The sequence below is a fragment of the Pelagicoccus sp. SDUM812005 genome (genome assembly GCF_031127875.1).
In the GTDB taxonomy this organism is placed as follows: Bacteria; Verrucomicrobiota; Verrucomicrobiia; order Opitutales; family Opitutaceae; genus Pelagicoccus.
Genome location: NZ_JARXIA010000019.1, coordinates 38,443 through 56,142 on the forward strand (window position 1 = coordinate 38,443; position 17,700 = coordinate 56,142).

Below are 17,700 nucleotides of genomic sequence, written 5' to 3' on the forward strand. Positions count from 1 at the left end.
ATAACTAATTAGAAGTCTTGGAATGCCGACCAAAAAAGGCGACCGTATCGGTCGCCTTCGAAAGTGGGACTGGAGCAGCCTCGTCGGGGAGCGGCGCTACTTTTGGCGGTTCAGCTCCTTGAAGCCGATGTCGCGGCGCAGGTACTTGGACTTGAAGTCGATCTGGTCGCAGAGGGCGTAGGCCTTGTCGGCCGCGGTCTTGAGGTCTGGGCCGAGGGCTGTCACGCCGAGGACGCGGCCGCCGTTGGTGACGATGTTCTTGTCCGCGTCGAACTTTGTGCCCGCGTGGAAGACGATCTCGTTTTCGCCGACCGTTTCGGGAAGGCTGATGACTTCGCCTTTCGGATAGGAGCCGGGATAACCGCCGCTGGCGAGCACTACGACCATGGCGTAGTCGGGCTTCACCTTGACGTCGATCTTGCTGAGTTCCCCCTTGGCGGCGGCGAGCATGATTTCGACTGGGTCGGTTTCGAGGCGAGTCAGGAGGACTTGGGTTTCGGGGTCGCCGAAGCGGGTATTGAATTCGAGAACCTTCGGACCTGACTTGGTGATCATGAGTCCGATGAAGAGGGTGCCGCGGAAGTCGATGCCTTCGGCTGCGATTCCGTCGACGGAAGGCTTGACGATGCTGCGCTCGATTTCGGCCATGAGCTCGTCGTTGATCAAGTCTGCCGGAGAGTAGGCGCCCATGCCGCCGGTGTTGGGACCGACGTCGCCTTCGTAGGCTTGCTTGTGGTCTTGGCTGGTGGGGAGAATGACGTAGTCCTTGCCGGAAACGATGACGTGGATGGAGGTTTCCTCCCCGAAAAGGCATTCCTCGATGAGCACTTCCTTGGAAGCGTCGCCGAAGGCTCCCCCGTCGATCATGTCGGTCACGGTCTTGGTGGCCTCGTCGAGGTCTTGGGCGATGACCACGCCTTTGCCGGCTGCCAATCCGTCGGCTTTGATGACGATCGGCATGGAAGCGGTCTGGAGGTATTCGATGGCGGCGGCGGATTCGGTGAAGCTCGCGGCGGCGCCGGTGGGGATGTTGTACTTGAGCAGTACTTCCTTGGTGTAGTTCTTCGATCCCTCGAGGCGGCCTCCGTCGGCCTTAGGGCCGTAGGCGAGGATGTTTTCCTTTTGCAGCTCGTCGACGAGGCCAAGGGTGAGCGGCACTTCTGGACCGACGATCACGAAGTCTACCGCTTCCTTTTTCGCTAGAGCGACGAGACCGGGGATGTCGTCCGCGGCGACGTCGAAGCAATCGCAATCCGCCGCGATGCCAGGGTTTCCGGGAGCGGCGAGGGTACGGCCGACCAGCGGACTTTTCACGCATGCGGCAGCGAGGGTATGTTCGCGGCCGCCGGAACCTACGACGAGGGCGGTGAGAGGAGAGTTTTCAGACATGGGTTTGGGAGTTTGGGAAGGCTGCAGGGATGTCAATTGTTTTGGATCGCGAGGGAGTAGTTCGGAGGCTAGGACGCTTCTTCGGGAAGGGAATCCGGATTCCTTCTTGATTCGGCGAGGGCGCTCCCATGGGATGGGTTTATCTGCACCTTTATTAGACAGGCTCGAGGGATGAGCGTATGCTTGCGCTGTAAGATGTCCCGGAAACAGGTTTTTGAACCAAGTTGAGTGTTGAGGGTGCCCAAGACTATGGAGGAAGGAATCATAACTCGAAGTGTCGAGCTCGCCGAGCGTTGGCAAAAGGAAAGCAATCGCTTGAAAACGAAGCGCCAGATCGAATTTGACGAGAAGGTGGCAAAGATGGTGAGGAACCCGGTGAACAAGGTCTTCCTCACGGAATTGATCGACCAAAGCTTCCGGCCTCGCGACGCGAAGCGGGTCGCCGATCAAATCGGGTATTTGCTGGGCAAATACAAGAACGTGGACTTGTTCGACCCTTTCGAGTCGCTGCTGATCGAGCTTTTCAATAAGGTGGGCAAACGCGTTCCCAGCGTCTCGGTTCCAGCTATCGTCGGCCGCATCCGTTCCGAAACGTCGGGCGTGATCCTCGAGGGCGAAGAAGAGGCCTTAGCGAAGCATGTTAGCCGTCGCAAAAAGGAGAAGATCGGCTCGAACGTGAATATCATCGGCGAAGCCTTACTGGGCGAGGAAGAGGCGTCGAAGCGTATCCAAATTTACCAGGAGGCCTTGCAGTCGGAGTCGGTCAACTACTTGTCCATCAAGATTTCCACGATCTATTCGCAAATCACTCCGCTTGCTTTCGAGGAAACGGTGGAGGTGCTGGTGGAGCGGCTGAGCGAGCTTTTTGGCTGCGCCCAAAAGAATCGCTATCCCAGCGAAAACGGGGAGATGGCGCACAAGTTCATCAACCTCGACATGGAGGAATATCGGGATCTCGCCCTCACGGTGGAGGCATTCCAGCGAACCTTGGACAAGCCTGAGTTTAAGAGCTTTCGAGCCGGTATCGTGCTCCAGGCATATTTGCCGGATTCCTACCACTGGCATCGTCGTCTGACGGAATGGGCGAAGGCCCGCGTGGCGGATGGAGGAGCTCCCATAAAGCTCCGCATCGTAAAGGGCGCCAACATGGATATGGAGCAAACGGAGTCGTCCATGCGAGCTTGGCCGCAAGCTCCATATCATGAGAAATTGGATACGGATGCGAACTACAAGCGCTTGCTGCGCTACGCGTTGCAGCCGGAAAACGCTCGCTGCGTGGAGCTAGGTATCGCGTCGCATAACCTTTTCGAGTTGGCTCACGCCCATTTGCTGGCGGAGGAACTGGGCACCTCCCAGCACATGGTATTCGAGATGCTGGAAGGCATGGCCGATGCGACGGTCAAGGTATTCAGCAAGGAAGGCTTACCGGTTCTGCTCTACGCTCCAGTCGCGACTCGCGAGCACTTCACCCACGCGATCGCGTACTACGTGCGGCGGCTCGACGAGAATACCAGTCCGCAAAATTTCCTTACGCACAGTTTCAACCTGGAGCCCGGCGACGAGGATTGGGCGTTTCTGGCGAACCAATTTCGCTTTTCCTTCGGGAGGATCAGCCGGATCCGAAGCGAAGCCTTCCGAACGCAAGATCGTTTGCACGAAGAAGGGAATGCATCGCGGTCTACCCTGGGCAGCGACCGGTTTCGAGAGGAGCCGGACACGGATTGGACGCTTGCGGCGAATCGGGATTGGGCGGAGCTTATTCGCGGGAAATGGAAGGCTGTCCCGCGCGGGAAGCTCGAAGAGATTCCTATATCGGTCGGGGATGAGTTTTTGTACGAAAACTTGGATACGCAGGAAATTATCGATCATTCACAGTACGAGGAGCAGCTGCCGATCGCTCGGTACGCTCTTGCGAGGGTCGAGGATATCGATCGGGCCATGGAAATCGCTGCGAGCGATGAAAGCGGTTGGGCTCGAATGTCGCTTACAAAACGACATGAGATATTGAGCGCTGCAGCGGATGAGCTCAGGCAAGCTCGGGGCGACTTGATTGGCGTGGCGGCGGCGGAAGTCGGAAAGCTATTCGCCGAGACGGACCCGGAAGTATCGGAGGCGATCGATTTCGCGGAGTTCTATCCCTTCGCCATGCGGCGTTTCGAAGAGCGCAAAAACCTGAAGTTCAAGGGCAAGGGCGTGGGCGTGGTTATTCCGCCGTGGAACTTTCCGATCGCTATCCCGGCAGGCGGCGTGCTGGCCTCCCTAGCAGCGGGAAACAACACGATCCTCAAGCCCTCGCCCCAGGCGACCTATTGCGGTTGGGTGATTTGCCAAGCGCTGTGGAAGGCCGGCGTTCCTAAAAAGGCCCTGCAGTTCCTCCCGTGCCGGAATGACCCGGAAGCGAGCCATCTCGCAATGCATCCAAAAACTGCATACGTTATATTTACGGGCAGCACGAGAACGGCTTTAAATATGCTCAAGAAGCGTCCTCGGCTTCCGCTCTATGCGGAGACCGGAGGGAAAAACGCGATGATCGTTTCGTCGATGGCGGATCGCGACAAGGCGATCGCGGACATCGTGCAATCAGCCTACGGAAATTCCGGCCAAAAGTGCTCCGCGACCTCGTTGGTTCTGCTGCAGCGTTCGCTTTTCGAAGACAAGGCGTTTCGAGCTTCCTTGGTCGATGCGGCTCAGAGTTTGCCCGTGGGATATGCGTGGGATTTCAAGAGCAAGTTCGGTCCGCTCGCGAACCCGCTTGGCGGTCCGCTCCAGAAGGCGATCGAGGAAATCGGGGAAGATGAGGAGTGGGCCTTGCGTCCGGAGCTTTCCGAATCTGACCCGCATATGGTAACGCCGGGGATTCTGTGGAACGTCACCCAGTCATCCTATTGCTATCGCAAGGAGTTGTTCGGGCCGGTCATTGGGGTCATGTGTTACGACACTCTGGACGAAGCGATCCGCTTGGTGAACGAAACCGATTACGGGCTAACTTCCGGTATCCATTCTTTGGATGAGCGAGAAATCGCCCAATGGCGCGAGGCGATCCGGGCTGGCAACTTGTACATCAACCGCGGTACGACAGGGGCTATCGTTCTTCGCCAGCCTTTTGGCGGGATGGCGAAGTCGGCCATCGGGCCGGGCGTGAAGGTCGGCGGCTGGAATTACCCGCTGGAGTTTTGCGACGCGGAGGAAGTTGGACTGCCCCGCGATCGGCGTCCCAACGATCCTTTGCTCACGCGTTTCGACTTCATGATCGAAAGCTTTCCTGCGGAAATCGACGCAGAGGAGGCGGGGCGGCTGCGTGCGGCATTCGAAAGTTCGCTCTACGAATATGAAAACGTGTACAGCAAGATTGAGGATTACTTTAAGATCCGCGGTGAGACGAACCAAAGCCGGTATCTGAAAATCCATGACATGGCGGTCCGGATCGAAATCTCGGATTCGCCCTTTAGTATCTTTTCCCGCTTGTTCAACGCGTACATTTCCAAAACGGAGCTGACGATCAGCGTTTCGCCGGAAGTGCCGGAGCCGCTCAGGGACTGGCTGCGCATGCACGCTCCGGATCTGTTGGCAGAGTTCGTGGTAGAGGAGCAGTCGGAGCTTTGTTCCCGGCTGCCCGAGTACGAGCGCGTGCGCTTCGCAAGTCCCGAACCGGTATCGGATGAGCTTTGGGCGGCCGCGGCGAAACGAGGGATCTACGTGGCGACCAGCCCTCCCTTGGTGGATGCTAGGTTGGAGTTGCTGCTCTACTTCCGCGAGCAGTGCGTGACGCACTGCTACCATCGCTACGGAAACCTCGGCCAGCACCAGCTCGATGTGCACGCCGCGGACGTGCTGGCGCCCGGCGCCTTGCCGGAAGAGGTGTATTCGTCGAATGGAAACGAGGAGAGCGACGAGGAAGAGGAGTAAACAGGAGCTCAGATTCCTAAGCTTTAGATCAGGCGCTGCGGTTGCGGGTTAGTTTCGCACCGCGCTGCGGCGCCGTTAAAGTATCTGTAGGCTTTTGCGATAGAAGTTGATGATTTCTTCGGAGTCTCCGGAGAAGAGCAGCTGTTCCTTCATCCATGCTGGCATGCGGCCGTCGGCTACCAGTTGGCTGAATTGGTTTTCCAAGTTCTTCCAGTAGGTGTCGTGGTAGAAGACGTAGGGAACGCGGGGGCGGATGCCGAGCTTCATGTTGCAGAGCTCGATTCCGATTTCCTCCATGGTGCCGGCTCCTCCGATGTTGAAGATGCAGAAGTCAGCGACTTGGAACCACTTTTGTCGGTTGTGACGATTGGTTTCCTGGAACGTATTGAAAAAGTTAACACCGACTTTGGGCGGTTGGGCTTCCAGCTCTAGGAAGGCGGCACCGGTGAGGCATCCGCGTTGGCGGGCTACGTCGTTGGCCAGTCCCATCACGCCTTCTCCGCCGCCGGTCAGGATGCCGACGTTGTTGCCGAAGAAGTCGGTCATGCGCACGACCAGCTCGCTGATCTTCTTTTCCTCTGCGGGATCCATGCCGAGCGCCGAGCCGTAGAAGGCGAGGATGGTGCAAGCGAGGAAGCGGTCCACGTCTTCTTCGCGGATGAAGTAACCGTGGTCGTGCTTGTAGGCGTGCACGTAGAGGTCGTCGAGCGTAAGCCAATGGACCTTAATTCCCAGCTGGTGGTAGGTTTCGAGGTGGGAATGGGCTTCGTTGGTGAGGAAGAATTCCTGCAGCGGGGTCGCTTTGCGGAAGACGATATTCTTTAGCTTGAGGCGATTGATGTTGGCGAGGATTTCGATGTGTTCGGCGAGGCTAGGGAAGTAGTCGAGCACGAGGGTATCGGCCTCTTGGTCGCCCTTGCGCAGGGCTTGGTTGACGGTGCGGAAACCGAAGTGGCCGTTGCGCGCGACGCGCTTCAGTTCCTCCTGAATCGAGTTCTCGGCTCGAATGAGGATGCTCTGGTTGTCGGTCTTGGCGCTCTGGCCTCGCAGGGAGATGTCGGTGGTTGGACGCAGGCGGTCGAACTGCTGCTTGGGCTTGGCGTCGAGCTGGCGGTAGACCTTGTCGAGATTGGAGAAGAAGACCATGCGTTGGTCGCGTTTTTCGGCGAGACGGTCCTGGTCGAAGTGTGGGGCTCGGTAGACTTCGATGGATACGACCGGGTTGATGACGGGTTGGTCGCTTCGGTTGTAGATTTCCAAGATGATACCGGAGCCGAAGGTTTTGATGGGGTCGAGCAGGACGGCGCCGGAGTGCAGGCCGAAGTTGCCTTCGCCCCGGTTGAGCACGACGTAGTGCTCCTTCAAGTACATGGAGCAGCTAGTGAGCAGTCCGGAGTGTGGCTCGATGGAGACGACCTGCAGGTCTTCGCGCCTCTGGACCTTGTCGAGGAAGCTGCGAGGCAGGAGGCCCTTGACGAGTCGAAGGTGGTCGAGCTCGGTGACGTTCGGGGGAAGGGTGTACTGGACCTTGTGCGGGGTTAGGAAAACCCGCCCGAAACGGTCGATCGAGGTGGTATTGGGTAGCTTGATACGGTTTTCCTGCAGGGCTTGCCAAATCTCGTCGGAGGTGAGCTTCTGGCTTTCTGGCGCGTAGAAGACGCGTCCAGCGGCGATGCCGGCTTGGAGGAGCTCGCTGGCGTAGGGGGCGCAGGGGAAGTCCGTGTCGTAGACGAAGGCGCTTCCTTCTAGGATAAGACGGTCTCGATTGATGCGAGGCGGCTTGGGCGTGTAGATCTCGATGCCGATTCTGGCTAGCGAGCTACGTTCGCTGAACTGAATGCTCTCGAGTCGTTCTGAAACGAAGGCGACTTCTTCGGGGGAACGAAGTTTAAAGGTTATGGTCAGTGCAACACTGCTCTCGTCTGAGCTTTGCTTGATGGAGGTGATGAGACCGTCGTCGCTTATCCAGAAGGATTCTTCGTTCATATGGGAGTTGTGGTAGGGTTTGCTTGGGATTTTGGATATTTACAAGCCTAGTCAAATCGCTACGACTGGCAAGCACTGCTCCCACCTCATTCTCGGATCAGCGAGAATTAATGTATTGATGACTAATATCTTATGAAAAAGTTTCTAGCGACAGCCACCTTTTGCGCCTTCTCGATGCCCGTCTGGGGACAGCTGGCAGATATGATTGAAATGCCTGTGGCCGAAGACGCTGAGCCTCACTATTCCGAGGAGGAGCTGCTGCGCTCGTGGGGCTGGCTGCTGGCCGAGCGCTTTACTCTGAGGGATCTCGATATTTCGCCGCAGGAGCTGGATTGGATCGCTGCCGGGATGATGAGCCAGGTGCTGGGCGAGGAGGCTCCTACCGACTTGAACCAGTCGCAGCTCGCCTTGCAGGATTATTTTTCGCAGCGGGAGCTGATGATCCAGGAGCGAAAGCTGAAGGAAAACCGCCGCCAGGGAGAGGAGTTCTTCGACTCCTTGTTCGGGCGCCCGGGCATGCTTTCATTGGGCACTGGCCTGTTCTACGAGATCAAGGAGCCTGGCAACGACGTGCGTCCTACCGCCTCGGATACAGTGGTGGTGCACTACGAAGGCCGTTTCCTGGACAATACGGTTTTCGATACGACCGCTGGCGGCACACCGATCGCCTTCAAGCTCAACGAAGTGATTCCTGCTTGGACCCAAGGGATTCCGTTGATCGGAGAAGGCGGAAAGATAAAGCTCTACGTGCCGTCCAAGCTTGGATACGGCGATGAGGGCCGTCCTGGCATCCCGCCAGCGTCGACTTTGATTTTCGAAGTTCAGCTCATCAAGGTTGGTCTTCCGGAAGGCGTAAGCGATCCGTCGGCTGCGCCTGCCCAGCCGGATACGGCGGCTCCAGCCCAATAGTCGGCTTGCATTGGCGGAGCTCTTGGTTGATTAGGAATCAATGAAGCTCGCTCTGGTCACGGAAACCTTTCCTCCCGAAGTTAATGGCGTATCCATGACTTTGGGACGTTTGTGTGACGGACTCGTGCAACGCGGCTGGGATCTGCTGGTCGTGCGGCCCGTTCAGGAGCATGAGGAAGTGGACGATGTTCCGCAGTCGAAACCGTTCGAGGAGTTTATCGTAGCGGGCGTGCCTTTGCCGGGCTATTCGAGCTTGCGCATGGGCGAGCCGGCAGGATTCAGCCTGCATCGAATCTGGAAGGAAAAGCGTCCGGATGTGGTTCACATCGCGACCGAAGGTCCGCTGGGCGTTGCGGCTTTGATTGCGGCCAAGCTGCTCGAGATTCCGGTCGCCTCTACCTTCCACACGAACTTCGACCAGTATAGCGACCACTACAGCGTCGGCGGGGCGCAGCGTGCGATGTCCGCCTATTTGCGCATGGTGCACAACTATTGCGGCTGCACCCTTGCTCCCACGCGGCAGATGGCTGAAGCCCTCGCGAGCGAAGGCTATCGCAACACGGGCGTGCTTTCGCGCGGTGTCGATACGGAGCACTTTTCGCCCGAGAAGCGCGACGAGTCCTTGCGGCGCGCTTGGGGAATCCAGGATGGGGGAAGAGCGATCGTCTACGTGGGGCGGGTCGCCAAGGAGAAGAACATCGACCTCGTGGTGCGAGCGTACCAGGCAATCTTGAAAGAGCGGCCGAAGGATCGGCTGATTTTGGTCGGCGGAGGGCCGGAGCTGGAGCGTTTGCAGCGTAAGTATCCAGATATCCGCTACGCAGGAATGCAGAAGGGCGAGGCGCTGGCGCGGCACTACGCGTCCGGTGACATTTTCCTGTTTGCCAGCGTGACCGAAACCTTTGGCAACGTGGTAACGGAGGCGATGGCTTCGGGCCTGGCGGTTTGCACTTACGATTACGCGGCCGGACGCGAGTACGTGCGCCCAGGCGAAAATGGATTTCTGGCGGATTTCGGGGACGAGCAAGCCTTCGTGTCCCAGGCGGTTTCGTTGAGCTCGCTCGGCGACGAGGAGCTGGATCGGATCCGCCGGGCAGCCCGGAAGACCGCGGAGGGGATCAGTTGGGATTCCGTTGTGGAGAGCTTCCAAACCTCTTTGCGCGCACTTGTTGATCGCAATAGCAGCTAGGTGGTTGCTTTTTTGCGATCATGCGTGTTGAGGATTGGGGTAAATGACAACGGAACTGGCATTTATCGTTAACCCGATATCAGGAAAGCGCCTCAAAGGGCCGGAGCGAATCGCTCGGGTGCAAGCTTTCGTTGAGAGCCAAGGTTTGAATGCCGTTGTCTGGCCAACCTTGAAAGCGGGACACGCTCCCGAGCTGGCCCGAAAGGCGCTCGACCAGGGGGTGAAGCGCTTGATCGCTGTCGGCGGCGACGGCACGATCAACGAAGTGGGGCGCGTGATCGTTGGCTCGAGCTGCGAGTTTGGCCTCGTTCCCATGGGATCGGGCAATGGGCTGGCTCGCCACATCGGCATACCGCTGGGGTTCGAGCGGGCCTTGAAGCTGGCGGCGACCGGCTGCGCGATCAAAGTGGATACGGGTGAAGCCGACGGACGTCCCTTTTTCAATGTGATGGGCATCGGTTTCGACGCGGAAGTCGGCCGGCGCTTTAACCAAACCAAAGGACGCGGGTTGCTCAACTACATGCGGGAAGGCTGGAAGGCGTTCCGCGGATACCGCTCCCTGTATTGCGATATCGAAACCAGTTCCGGCTCGAAGTCCTTGAGCGCTTACATCGTGGCAGTGGCGAATTCCTCCCAGTACGGCAGCAACGCTTTTATCGCTCCCGATGCGTCTATGACTGATGGGAAGCTTAACTTGGTAGCGATTTCGGAGCCCAATTTCCTGAGCTTTTTCATCCTTATTTGGCGGATGTTTCGTAAAAAGCTCTATCATAGCCCGCGCGTCACGCCCATCTGCGCTGAGAGTTTTACCCTGCACATGAAGAGCGGCGGTTTTTTTCATGTAGATGGCGAAATCTTCAAATGCGGTAAAAATCTTACCGTTAAAGCTTGCCCTAAATCGCTGCGTATCGTGGCCATGGCGTGCTAGCTTGAGGAGGCTTTTTAGGCTTAGAAAAACGCCGCCAAGAGCACCGAATTTGCCCTAAATTGCGCTCAAATTCATTGTGAATAACTTGGTAGCAACTGCTGCAGATGCATGATCTGAGCAGATTTAGCGGCTTGGAGCGCTTCGAGCTTTTTACATGAGCCGCGAGAAGGCTCGATTTTTTCGTTGAACCGGCCTCGAAAGAAATCCAAGGGCCGATTTTCGTCTTTGCTTCGCTTGTCGCGGATTTGGCGCAAGGTGTCGGTTGCGCGCCGTCGCCGGTCCTTTGTTGTGAAGTCTTAAGTAAGAATCACAAGTTGTTGATAGAGAATATGTAGCGAACAGATTTTTTGGCGGGTTCTCAGGGCGGTTGTCCTGCGATTCGTGGAAGCGGCTGAGTCGGCGCAGAGCGGCCTGCGGGGACGTTTCCGTATCGTGACGGGGCTCCGGGGCGACCGAGCGATTCAGGGGCAAATGCGGGGCTGGCACGTAGCTTGGAAATCAGGGAGAATTCCCTAGTTTTTTTGAACGCGAAGCAAAATTCTTATTTTCGAAAACAAGTTGTGAAGAAACTTGGGAGTTAACCCTGTTGTAACGTTTCGGGGAATCTCACTAGCTTGCTGTCTTGCTTCCATGAAAACGCGGTTTTATTGCTCCAGCAGACTATGAAAATCGCGATTGTTGGGCCAGGAGCCATCGGACTTTACTATGGAGCTTTGCTGCAGCGCAGCGGGCAGGAAGTAGCTTTTCTTATGCGAAGCGATTTGGCAGTTGCGAAGGAGAAGGGCGTCAAAGTTGTAAAAAAGGACGAAACCTTTGTTTTGGACACCGTGGCCGCTTTTGGCGATGCGGCGGAGATCGGGATTTGCGATTTGGTGGTGGTGGCCATGAAGGCGACTGGCAACGACGGGCTGGCCAAGATTTTGCCGCCGTTGGTGGGCGAGGGTACGAAGTTGCTCACCTTGCAGAACGGCTTGGGGAACGACCGTCTGCTGGCCGAGCTTTTTCCGGAAAACACGGTATTGGGCGGCTTGTGTTTCGTTTGCTTGAATCGTACCGCGCCGGCGGTGGTCGAAAACTACATGGCCGGATCGGTCAGCATCGGCCCGCGAGTGGAAGGCGATTTGGCAGCTGCTCGGGAAATTGCGGACCTTTTTGCGGCAGCCGGCTTGAAAACCCGTTGCGAACCGAAGCTACGCGAGGTGCAGTGGAAGAAGCTGGTTTGGAACGTGCCGTTCAATGGGCTGGCGATCGCGGCAGGTGGGGTTACGACGGATATGATCGTGGAGAACGAGGCGCTTTGCGCGGAGGCGCGGGCGCTGATGGCGGAAATCTTGGCGGCGGCGCAGCGCTTTGGCTACGACTTTGGGGATGGATTTGCCGATTACCAAATCGAGATCACGCGCCCGATGGGACCTTACCGTCCCTCGAGCATGATCGATTTCGTGGAAGATCGATCCGTAGAGTTGGAGGCGATCTGGGGCGAGCCCTTGCGCCAGGCCAAGGAGGCGGGCCTTGCGATGCCGAAGTTGGAGTTGCTCTACGCCTTGCTCAAGCGGCTTTGCCGTTGAGCTGGCGCGATCGATGAGATGCCGCGAAGTCGGGGCTCTTTTGGCGCCCGCTCCGATGCGTCCCGCCTGATAGGATGCCTGTCTAGGCTTCCAGTGGCTTGTCGTGCTTGAGCAGTTCGCGGATTTCCGGGATGTCGCGAATGACTTGCGAGGGCATGGGGCCGACGCCGACGTAGCGCAGGTTAGGCAATTCGCTTGGCCATTCGGCGCCGTGGTAGGCTGAGTCGAGCAGCGAGCGCATCATGCCGGCGATGTAGGCCTTAGCTTCAGCGGGGAGCTCGTCGAACTTGCGGCACTGGGAAATGTCCTGCGTCCAGCCGGCGTATTCCTGGTAGATGGGCTTGAGCGTCTTGCGAAGCGCTTCGGTGCGTGGAACGCGATAGAGGCGGTTGCCTTCTGTATCCTCGTAGGCGATACAAATCTTGAGGTTGCCCTTCCAGTCGCCGGAATGCGTGAGGGCGTCGATCTTGTTGATCATGAGATCGTCGAATCCGCCATAGCGAAGCGTGTCGCCCTTTTCCACCGCGTCGTACCAACCGACCATGCGCTGGCGTCCGGTGGATACGCCGAATTCCAACTTGCGAAGGATCTTGAAGAGCGGGTGTTCGGGGTCCTCTTGCGTAATGAAAACGTGGGTACCGACCTTGGTGTCGTAGGCCTTGGCCACGCCGAAGACGTGGAGAGGTTGCACGGGCTGGCAGGCGGAGTTGAAGAACTCGGGAGCGTAAGTGTGGGAGGCGGATACGTTTGGCGAGAAGCCTTGGCGCTTGTCGAGCCAGTAGGCTTGGCCGTATTCGCCGATCACGTAGCGGTCGGCGCTTTGGGCGCCGCGAACGAGCTCGCGCACGTCGACGACCTTGTCGGCGAGGTTCTGAGCGGTGTCCCAATAGATTTCGACGATCTTCTCGACGTCGAGGGTGAAGGGCTCTTCGCCCTTGAAGATGGTGAAGTCGAATTCGTTTTCGTCGAAGATGCCGAGCTTGATGGCTTCTTCGTTGGCCCGCGTTTCGCCTTCGGTCAGGGTGTCGAAGAAGCTGTCCCACGCTTCGGGAGTGACCTGGCAAACGTGCTGGATGACCCGGCAGGCGCGATCGGCGCGGTTGGCGACCTTCTTCGCGTAGAGCTCCTGGTCGGCTAGGAAATCCGAGTAGACGATTTGGAATTGGCCGACTTCGTCGAGGTAGGCAGGCGTAATGCCGCGGCCGGTGCTGCCGCGCGGCTCTTCATTGATGATATTGACGCGGTACCATTCCCAAGCGAGGTCGAGCAGGCGGTGGATGACGTCGGAGACCATGCAACGCTCGTCGATGGCTAGGCGTTCGGTGACGCGGTAGCCCTTGTGGTCGACGGGGAGGAGTTCCCACATGAACTTGCGGGGATCGGCGACGACGCCGGCGCCGATGGCGAGGGTGTCGACGGATTGGTCGACGACTCCGGCAGGGAGGAGGTTGAGCTTAAGCCCGCCGGCGGTGTGTCCGGAGTTGGCGCCTCCGTTGACCTTGAGGACGACCTGCACGGGATTTTCCACGCCAGTCTTTTCACGAAGCTCCTCGACGACTTCGGAGATGAGGCGTCCTTTACCTTCGTCTCCCATGCTGATGCCGCAGTCGGCTATGAATTTGCTTTTGTACTCTGTGAGGGCCATGTCTGTGTCTGCTTCGGCGGTTACGACCAAAGCCGCGAGAAAATGCACAGCTTGACGCCAGAGATCGAGCAAAACTTGCTGCGAACTTCCAATCGCTCCCCGCGAGGCCCCGTCTGCGCGCGAAAAACGTATCAACGTTGATGAACTTTTTGCGCGACGGGGCGCGGGAGTCGGGAGGAATTTGCGGTAAATGAATTGTGAAATCGGGGGGTGGGGCATGTGGGGTGCTCTGGGGTACGCGCACGACTTGATGAGACGAACTTTGCCTAGCTGCCCCCTTTGGTTCCGTTCCGCGATCGCCCTTTTGCTGGGGTTGATCGCGGCGGTTTTCGCGTGCGGGCAAGAGGAGGCGGCGGAAGAGGAGGAGCCGGTGGTTGAGGTGATCAAGCAACTGGTTTTCATCGAGCAGCACGAGTACGAGGCGGGGGTCGTTGACGGAATTCGGCAACCTTATGACGTGAAGGTCGCCCCGGATGGGGGGCACGTCTACGTGGCCTCGCAGGGGAATTCGGCGATCGGCTATTTTTCCCGCGACGAGCAGAATGGGGAGTTGCTGTACGCGGGGCACGTAACGCAGGCGGATATCGGCGAGAACGCTTTGGGCGGGGCTCGATCGCTGGCGATCAGTCCGGACGGGGAATTCGTCTACGCGGTCGCGATGTTTTCGAACAGTTTGGCTACCTTCGACCGGGACAGGTCTTCGGGAGCCTTGAGTTTCGTGGATGCTATCTACGATGCCGACAATGGAGTCGATGTTTTGGATCAACCGCGATCGCTGGTGATGTCGCCCGACGGGAAGAATTTGTACGTGGCCGCTTACAACGACAACAAGCTGAGCGTGTTTAGCCGTAACAGCGTAACGGGAGCGGCCAGTTTCTTGGGGGTCTACGAAGAGGGGGATCAGGGAGTCGAGGAGCTCTCGTCACCGCATGCGTTGGCGCTCAGTCCTGACGGGAAGAGCCTTTACGTGGCGTTGTTCAGCAACGAGATCATCGTGTTCGACCGCGATAGCTCCAGCGGTTTGCTCACCTACAAGAGTCGCTTGTCCTACCTGGCCGGCGAGAGCAGGAAGGAGTCGAATCGGGCCTTGGCTTTGAGCCCGGACGGGAAGTACTTGTATGTGGCCTCTTGGAACAACGACGCGATCAGCGTCTTTTCGCGGGATACGTCGACGGGAGCGATCACGCACCAGACGAATCTATTCAATGGAGCGAGCGGCGTTTCGAACTTGGACGGTCCTCATGCGATTTCCATCAGCTCGGATGGCGCCTACCTCTACGTGGCGGCGTCCAGCAGCCATTCGGTGACTTCCTTCGAACGCGATGCGAGCACCGGAGGACTGACTTATTACCAGAGCGTCACTTCGACGGAGGAGGACGATTGGGTACTGAAGGGGCCGATTTCCATTGGGACGAGTCCGGATGGGGAGCACGTTTATCTGGGAGCGGGGTCTACGCCGCACTCCATCGTGACGTTCCGTAGGGAGGTCCTGGTCGATCCGCCGGAGTTCGTGGTGCAACCGGTTGACCAGAGCATCGAGGAGGGGGAAACGGTTGCCTTCTACGCTTTGGCGCAAGGGGTGGACTTAAGCTACCAATGGCTGCGCGCCGGGGTGGCGGTAAGCGGTGAAACGCTGCCGGTGTTGACGATCCCTGAGGTGAGCGCGGGAGACGATGGAAGCTCCTTTACTATACAAGTGAGCAATCCGGGAGGCGTGCTTACGAGCGCTGCGGTGGACCTGACCGTCTTGCCGCCGGTGGTGGTAAATGCTCCACTTGACCTGACGGCCTTGGATATTTCCAGCAATTCGGCGCGCCTTATCTGGAAGGACCAAAGCGACAACGAAACGAGTTTCGAGATCCAAAGGCGGCAGCCTGGCGGCGAGTTTTCGGGCTTGGTAACTGTGCTTGAAAATCAAATACAATATGACGATGCGAGCCTGGCGGCGTCTACTACCTATATTTACAGAGTGCGCGCTCGCAAGGGGGAGTCGGTATCGCTTTGGTCGAACGATGCGGTGATCGAGTCGTTTGACGATGCCCCGCAGTCGCCGGTGAACCTTACGGTTACCGAGCAAACGTATAATAAGGTGGCGCTGCGCTGGTCGGACCGGTCCGCGGTGGAAGACGGTTTTCGCATCCACCGTCGTTTGGATGAAGCGGGATCGCTTTGGGGCGTGGTGGCAACGGTTGAGAAGAATGTAACGACTTACGTGGATCGGACGGTGAACCCTTTGTCGACCTATGCTTATCGGGTTCAGGCCTACAATGAGTCGGGCAATTCCGACTACACGAATTCGGTGGTGGCGATTACGAGCGAGATTCCGGTCGAATCCATCACTCCTGTATCGCGGCCTATCCCGCGAGACGCGGTTAGCGGTTATTCGATCGGCGTCACTTCGTCGAAAAGCTGGGAAGCGATTTCGGAGGTCGAATGGCTGATCGTAAGCAGTCCAGTGGATGGGGCCGGATCCGGAAATCAAGGGGTGAGCTATCGCTCGCTCCTGAACGAGTCGCAGAACGAGCGAACGGGAAAGATCATTGTAGGCGGTCTGGAGCACACCGTTGTGCAGGAGGGCTCGCCTCCGTTTTTGAGAATCAGCCCATCGCGCACGGAAGTAGCTGCCAGTGGTGGGACGAAGATCGTGAGCATCGAGTCGAACCAGGATTGGACGGCGAGCGAAGCGGCGGATTGGATCTCGATCACTTCGGGAGCGTCTGGATCGAACTATGGTTCGGTGGTGTTGAGCGTTGCGGCGAACGACAGCTTCGACGAGCGCCTTGCCGAGCTGACCATCAACGATCGAACGCATATCGTCGAACAGGCGGGTAAGCTGCCCGTGCTGGAGCTGAGTGCCGCTGAAACACGTTTTGACCAGGACGGCGGTGCCGGATCTGTATCCGTTACTGCCAACGTTGATTGGAGCGCCAGCGTATCCGTTCCGTGGATATCTCTCACGGCTGGGACGAGTGGCTCGAGCGATGGGGTCGTGGCTTTTTCGGTAGCGGCGAACGACACGCCTTCGGTTCGCACGGCGGACATTTTGGTCAACGACCAGGCGATCAGCATCACCCAGGATCCCCCGCTAGAGTCGCAGGTGCTCGAACCGGAATGGGTTAGAGTAACGGTAGGGCCGCTGGGAGCGGAGCTGGTCTGGCGGGATCTGTCGGACGACGAGCTTGGCTTTAGGATTCGGCGCCGAACCGTGGGCGCGGAGCGCGTTTTCGAGGTTGCTGACATGCCGGCGGGGACGACGACGTATTTCGACAGGGACGCGCCTCGCGGCAAGGAAGTGGAGTACGCGCTCGTTTCCTACGATGCGATTGGCGAGTCGGATGAAGTTGTAACGACGTCCGAGCTGATCCCTTCGGCCTACCTGAAAAGCGTGGCACTGCATGTGGAGGCATCGCCGGATACCAAGGCGTTGGAGGCTAAAATCCCCTTGGCTGGAGATGGGGAGATCTTGCTGCAGCGCGAGGCTGCGGGCGGTCGTTTTGGAGAGATGAGTTTTGGTGCTCGGTATCCGGTATCTCACTACCGTTTGGATTCGGATGCGGGAGCGTTTGAGTTGCTGGGGGAGGAGTCGGGACTGGATTGGAATTCCTATTTTCAGTTGGATGAGGCCAAGGGCGGCGTGGCTTTCGATTTGAGCCGGGAGCATATCGCCTATGCGGCGAGCGGCTTGGGAGAGGGCAATGCCTTTCCGCGTGGGGCGAGAGCGATGGGGCAATTGCTCGACGCGGATGCGGCGATCGTGGTCGGTTTCGAAATAGAGAGAGGTATGGAGCTGCCGATTTTGCTGCAGGCTGTTGGCTCGAGTATCGACGCCGCTTACGAGACGTCTCGAGCGACGGATTTGGAGTTAGTCTTGTATGAAATCGGCGAGGGCAATGTTCTGAGGCTGGTTGCGAGCAAGTCGGATGCGGCTACGGCTGAGGGGGACGCTACGATTACCTTGGAGGATGCGGTCTTGCAAACGGGAGCGGTGGCGGAGCTTTCGCCGGATGGGAGTGAAGCTCGGATTTTGACGATGCTAGGCAGCGGCAGGTATGTGGCGGTGTTGAGTAGCGCGACTGGCAGCGTGGGGACCGCGATGCTGGAGATCTATGATGCTCGGTGAGCCTGTATTGCGGCGGGCTTCCGCCTTCGCCAGGACTGCAGCGGATGGGAAAGCGTCGCA

Annotated in this window: 9 protein-coding genes; 6 read left to right on the plus strand and 3 right to left on the minus strand. The window is 58.1% G+C overall.

The genetic code is table 11. From position 1 onward, the window contains the following. Nucleotides 1-96 precede the first annotated feature (96 nt). Complete coding sequence (purD, locus tag QEH57_RS19550) at nt 97-1,389, minus strand: phosphoribosylamine--glycine ligase (RefSeq protein WP_309008474.1); 1,293 nt, start codon at nt 1,387-1,389, stop codon at nt 97-99. Nucleotides 1,390-1,638: 249 nt separating this feature from the next. Here purD and QEH57_RS19555 point away from each other — a divergent pair, with 249 nt between their 5' ends. Beyond that, nucleotides 1,639-5,295, plus strand: coding sequence for a bifunctional proline dehydrogenase/L-glutamate gamma-semialdehyde dehydrogenase (locus QEH57_RS19555; protein ID WP_309008475.1), 3,657 nt, complete (start codon nt 1,639-1,641; stop codon nt 5,293-5,295). A gap of 75 nt (nt 5,296-5,370) precedes the next feature. Here the strand turns inward: QEH57_RS19555 and QEH57_RS19560 are convergent, their stop codons facing one another. Continuing rightward, the gene (locus QEH57_RS19560; RefSeq protein ID WP_309008476.1) at nt 5,371-7,281 is read right to left on the minus strand and encodes an LOG family protein; all 1,911 of its coding nucleotides are present in this window, start codon (nt 7,279-7,281) and stop codon (nt 5,371-5,373) included. Nucleotides 7,282-7,413: 132 nt separating this feature from the next. Here QEH57_RS19560 and QEH57_RS19565 point away from each other — a divergent pair, with 132 nt between their 5' ends. The 4 genes from QEH57_RS19565 to QEH57_RS19580 all read left to right on the plus strand — a co-directional run bounded on the left by QEH57_RS19565 (nt 7,414) and on the right by QEH57_RS19580 (nt 11,875). Further along, nucleotides 7,414-8,190, plus strand: a complete 777-nt coding sequence (locus tag QEH57_RS19565; RefSeq protein ID WP_309008477.1) for an FKBP-type peptidyl-prolyl cis-trans isomerase — start codon at nt 7,414-7,416, stop codon at nt 8,188-8,190. Nucleotides 8,191-8,230: 40 nt separating this feature from the next. Next, on the plus strand, nt 8,231-9,379 hold the full coding sequence (locus QEH57_RS19570; RefSeq protein WP_309008478.1) for a glycosyltransferase family 1 protein: 1,149 nt from the start codon (nt 8,231-8,233) through the stop codon (nt 9,377-9,379). A 43-nt stretch (nt 9,380-9,422) separates the two neighbouring features. Continuing rightward, on the plus strand, nt 9,423-10,307 hold the full coding sequence (locus tag QEH57_RS19575; RefSeq protein WP_309008479.1) for a YegS/Rv2252/BmrU family lipid kinase: 885 nt from the start codon (nt 9,423-9,425) through the stop codon (nt 10,305-10,307). Nucleotides 10,308-10,969: 662 nt separating this feature from the next. Then, complete coding sequence (locus QEH57_RS19580; RefSeq protein ID WP_309008480.1) at nt 10,970-11,875, plus strand: 2-dehydropantoate 2-reductase; 906 nt, start codon at nt 10,970-10,972, stop codon at nt 11,873-11,875. Between the two features lie 82 nt (nt 11,876-11,957). On the opposite strand, the gene QEH57_RS19585 is transcribed toward QEH57_RS19580, so the two are convergent. Next, nucleotides 11,958-13,520 (minus strand): adenylosuccinate synthetase, encoded by a 1,563-nt coding sequence (locus QEH57_RS19585; RefSeq protein WP_309008481.1) that lies wholly within the window; start codon nt 13,518-13,520, stop codon nt 11,958-11,960. Between the two features lie 250 nt (nt 13,521-13,770). On the opposite strand from QEH57_RS19585, the gene QEH57_RS19590 reads away from it, so the two are divergent. Continuing rightward, on the plus strand, nt 13,771-17,640 hold the full coding sequence (locus tag QEH57_RS19590) for a beta-propeller fold lactonase family protein (protein WP_309008482.1): 3,870 nt from the start codon (nt 13,771-13,773) through the stop codon (nt 17,638-17,640). Nucleotides 17,641-17,700: the final 60 nt, after the last annotated feature.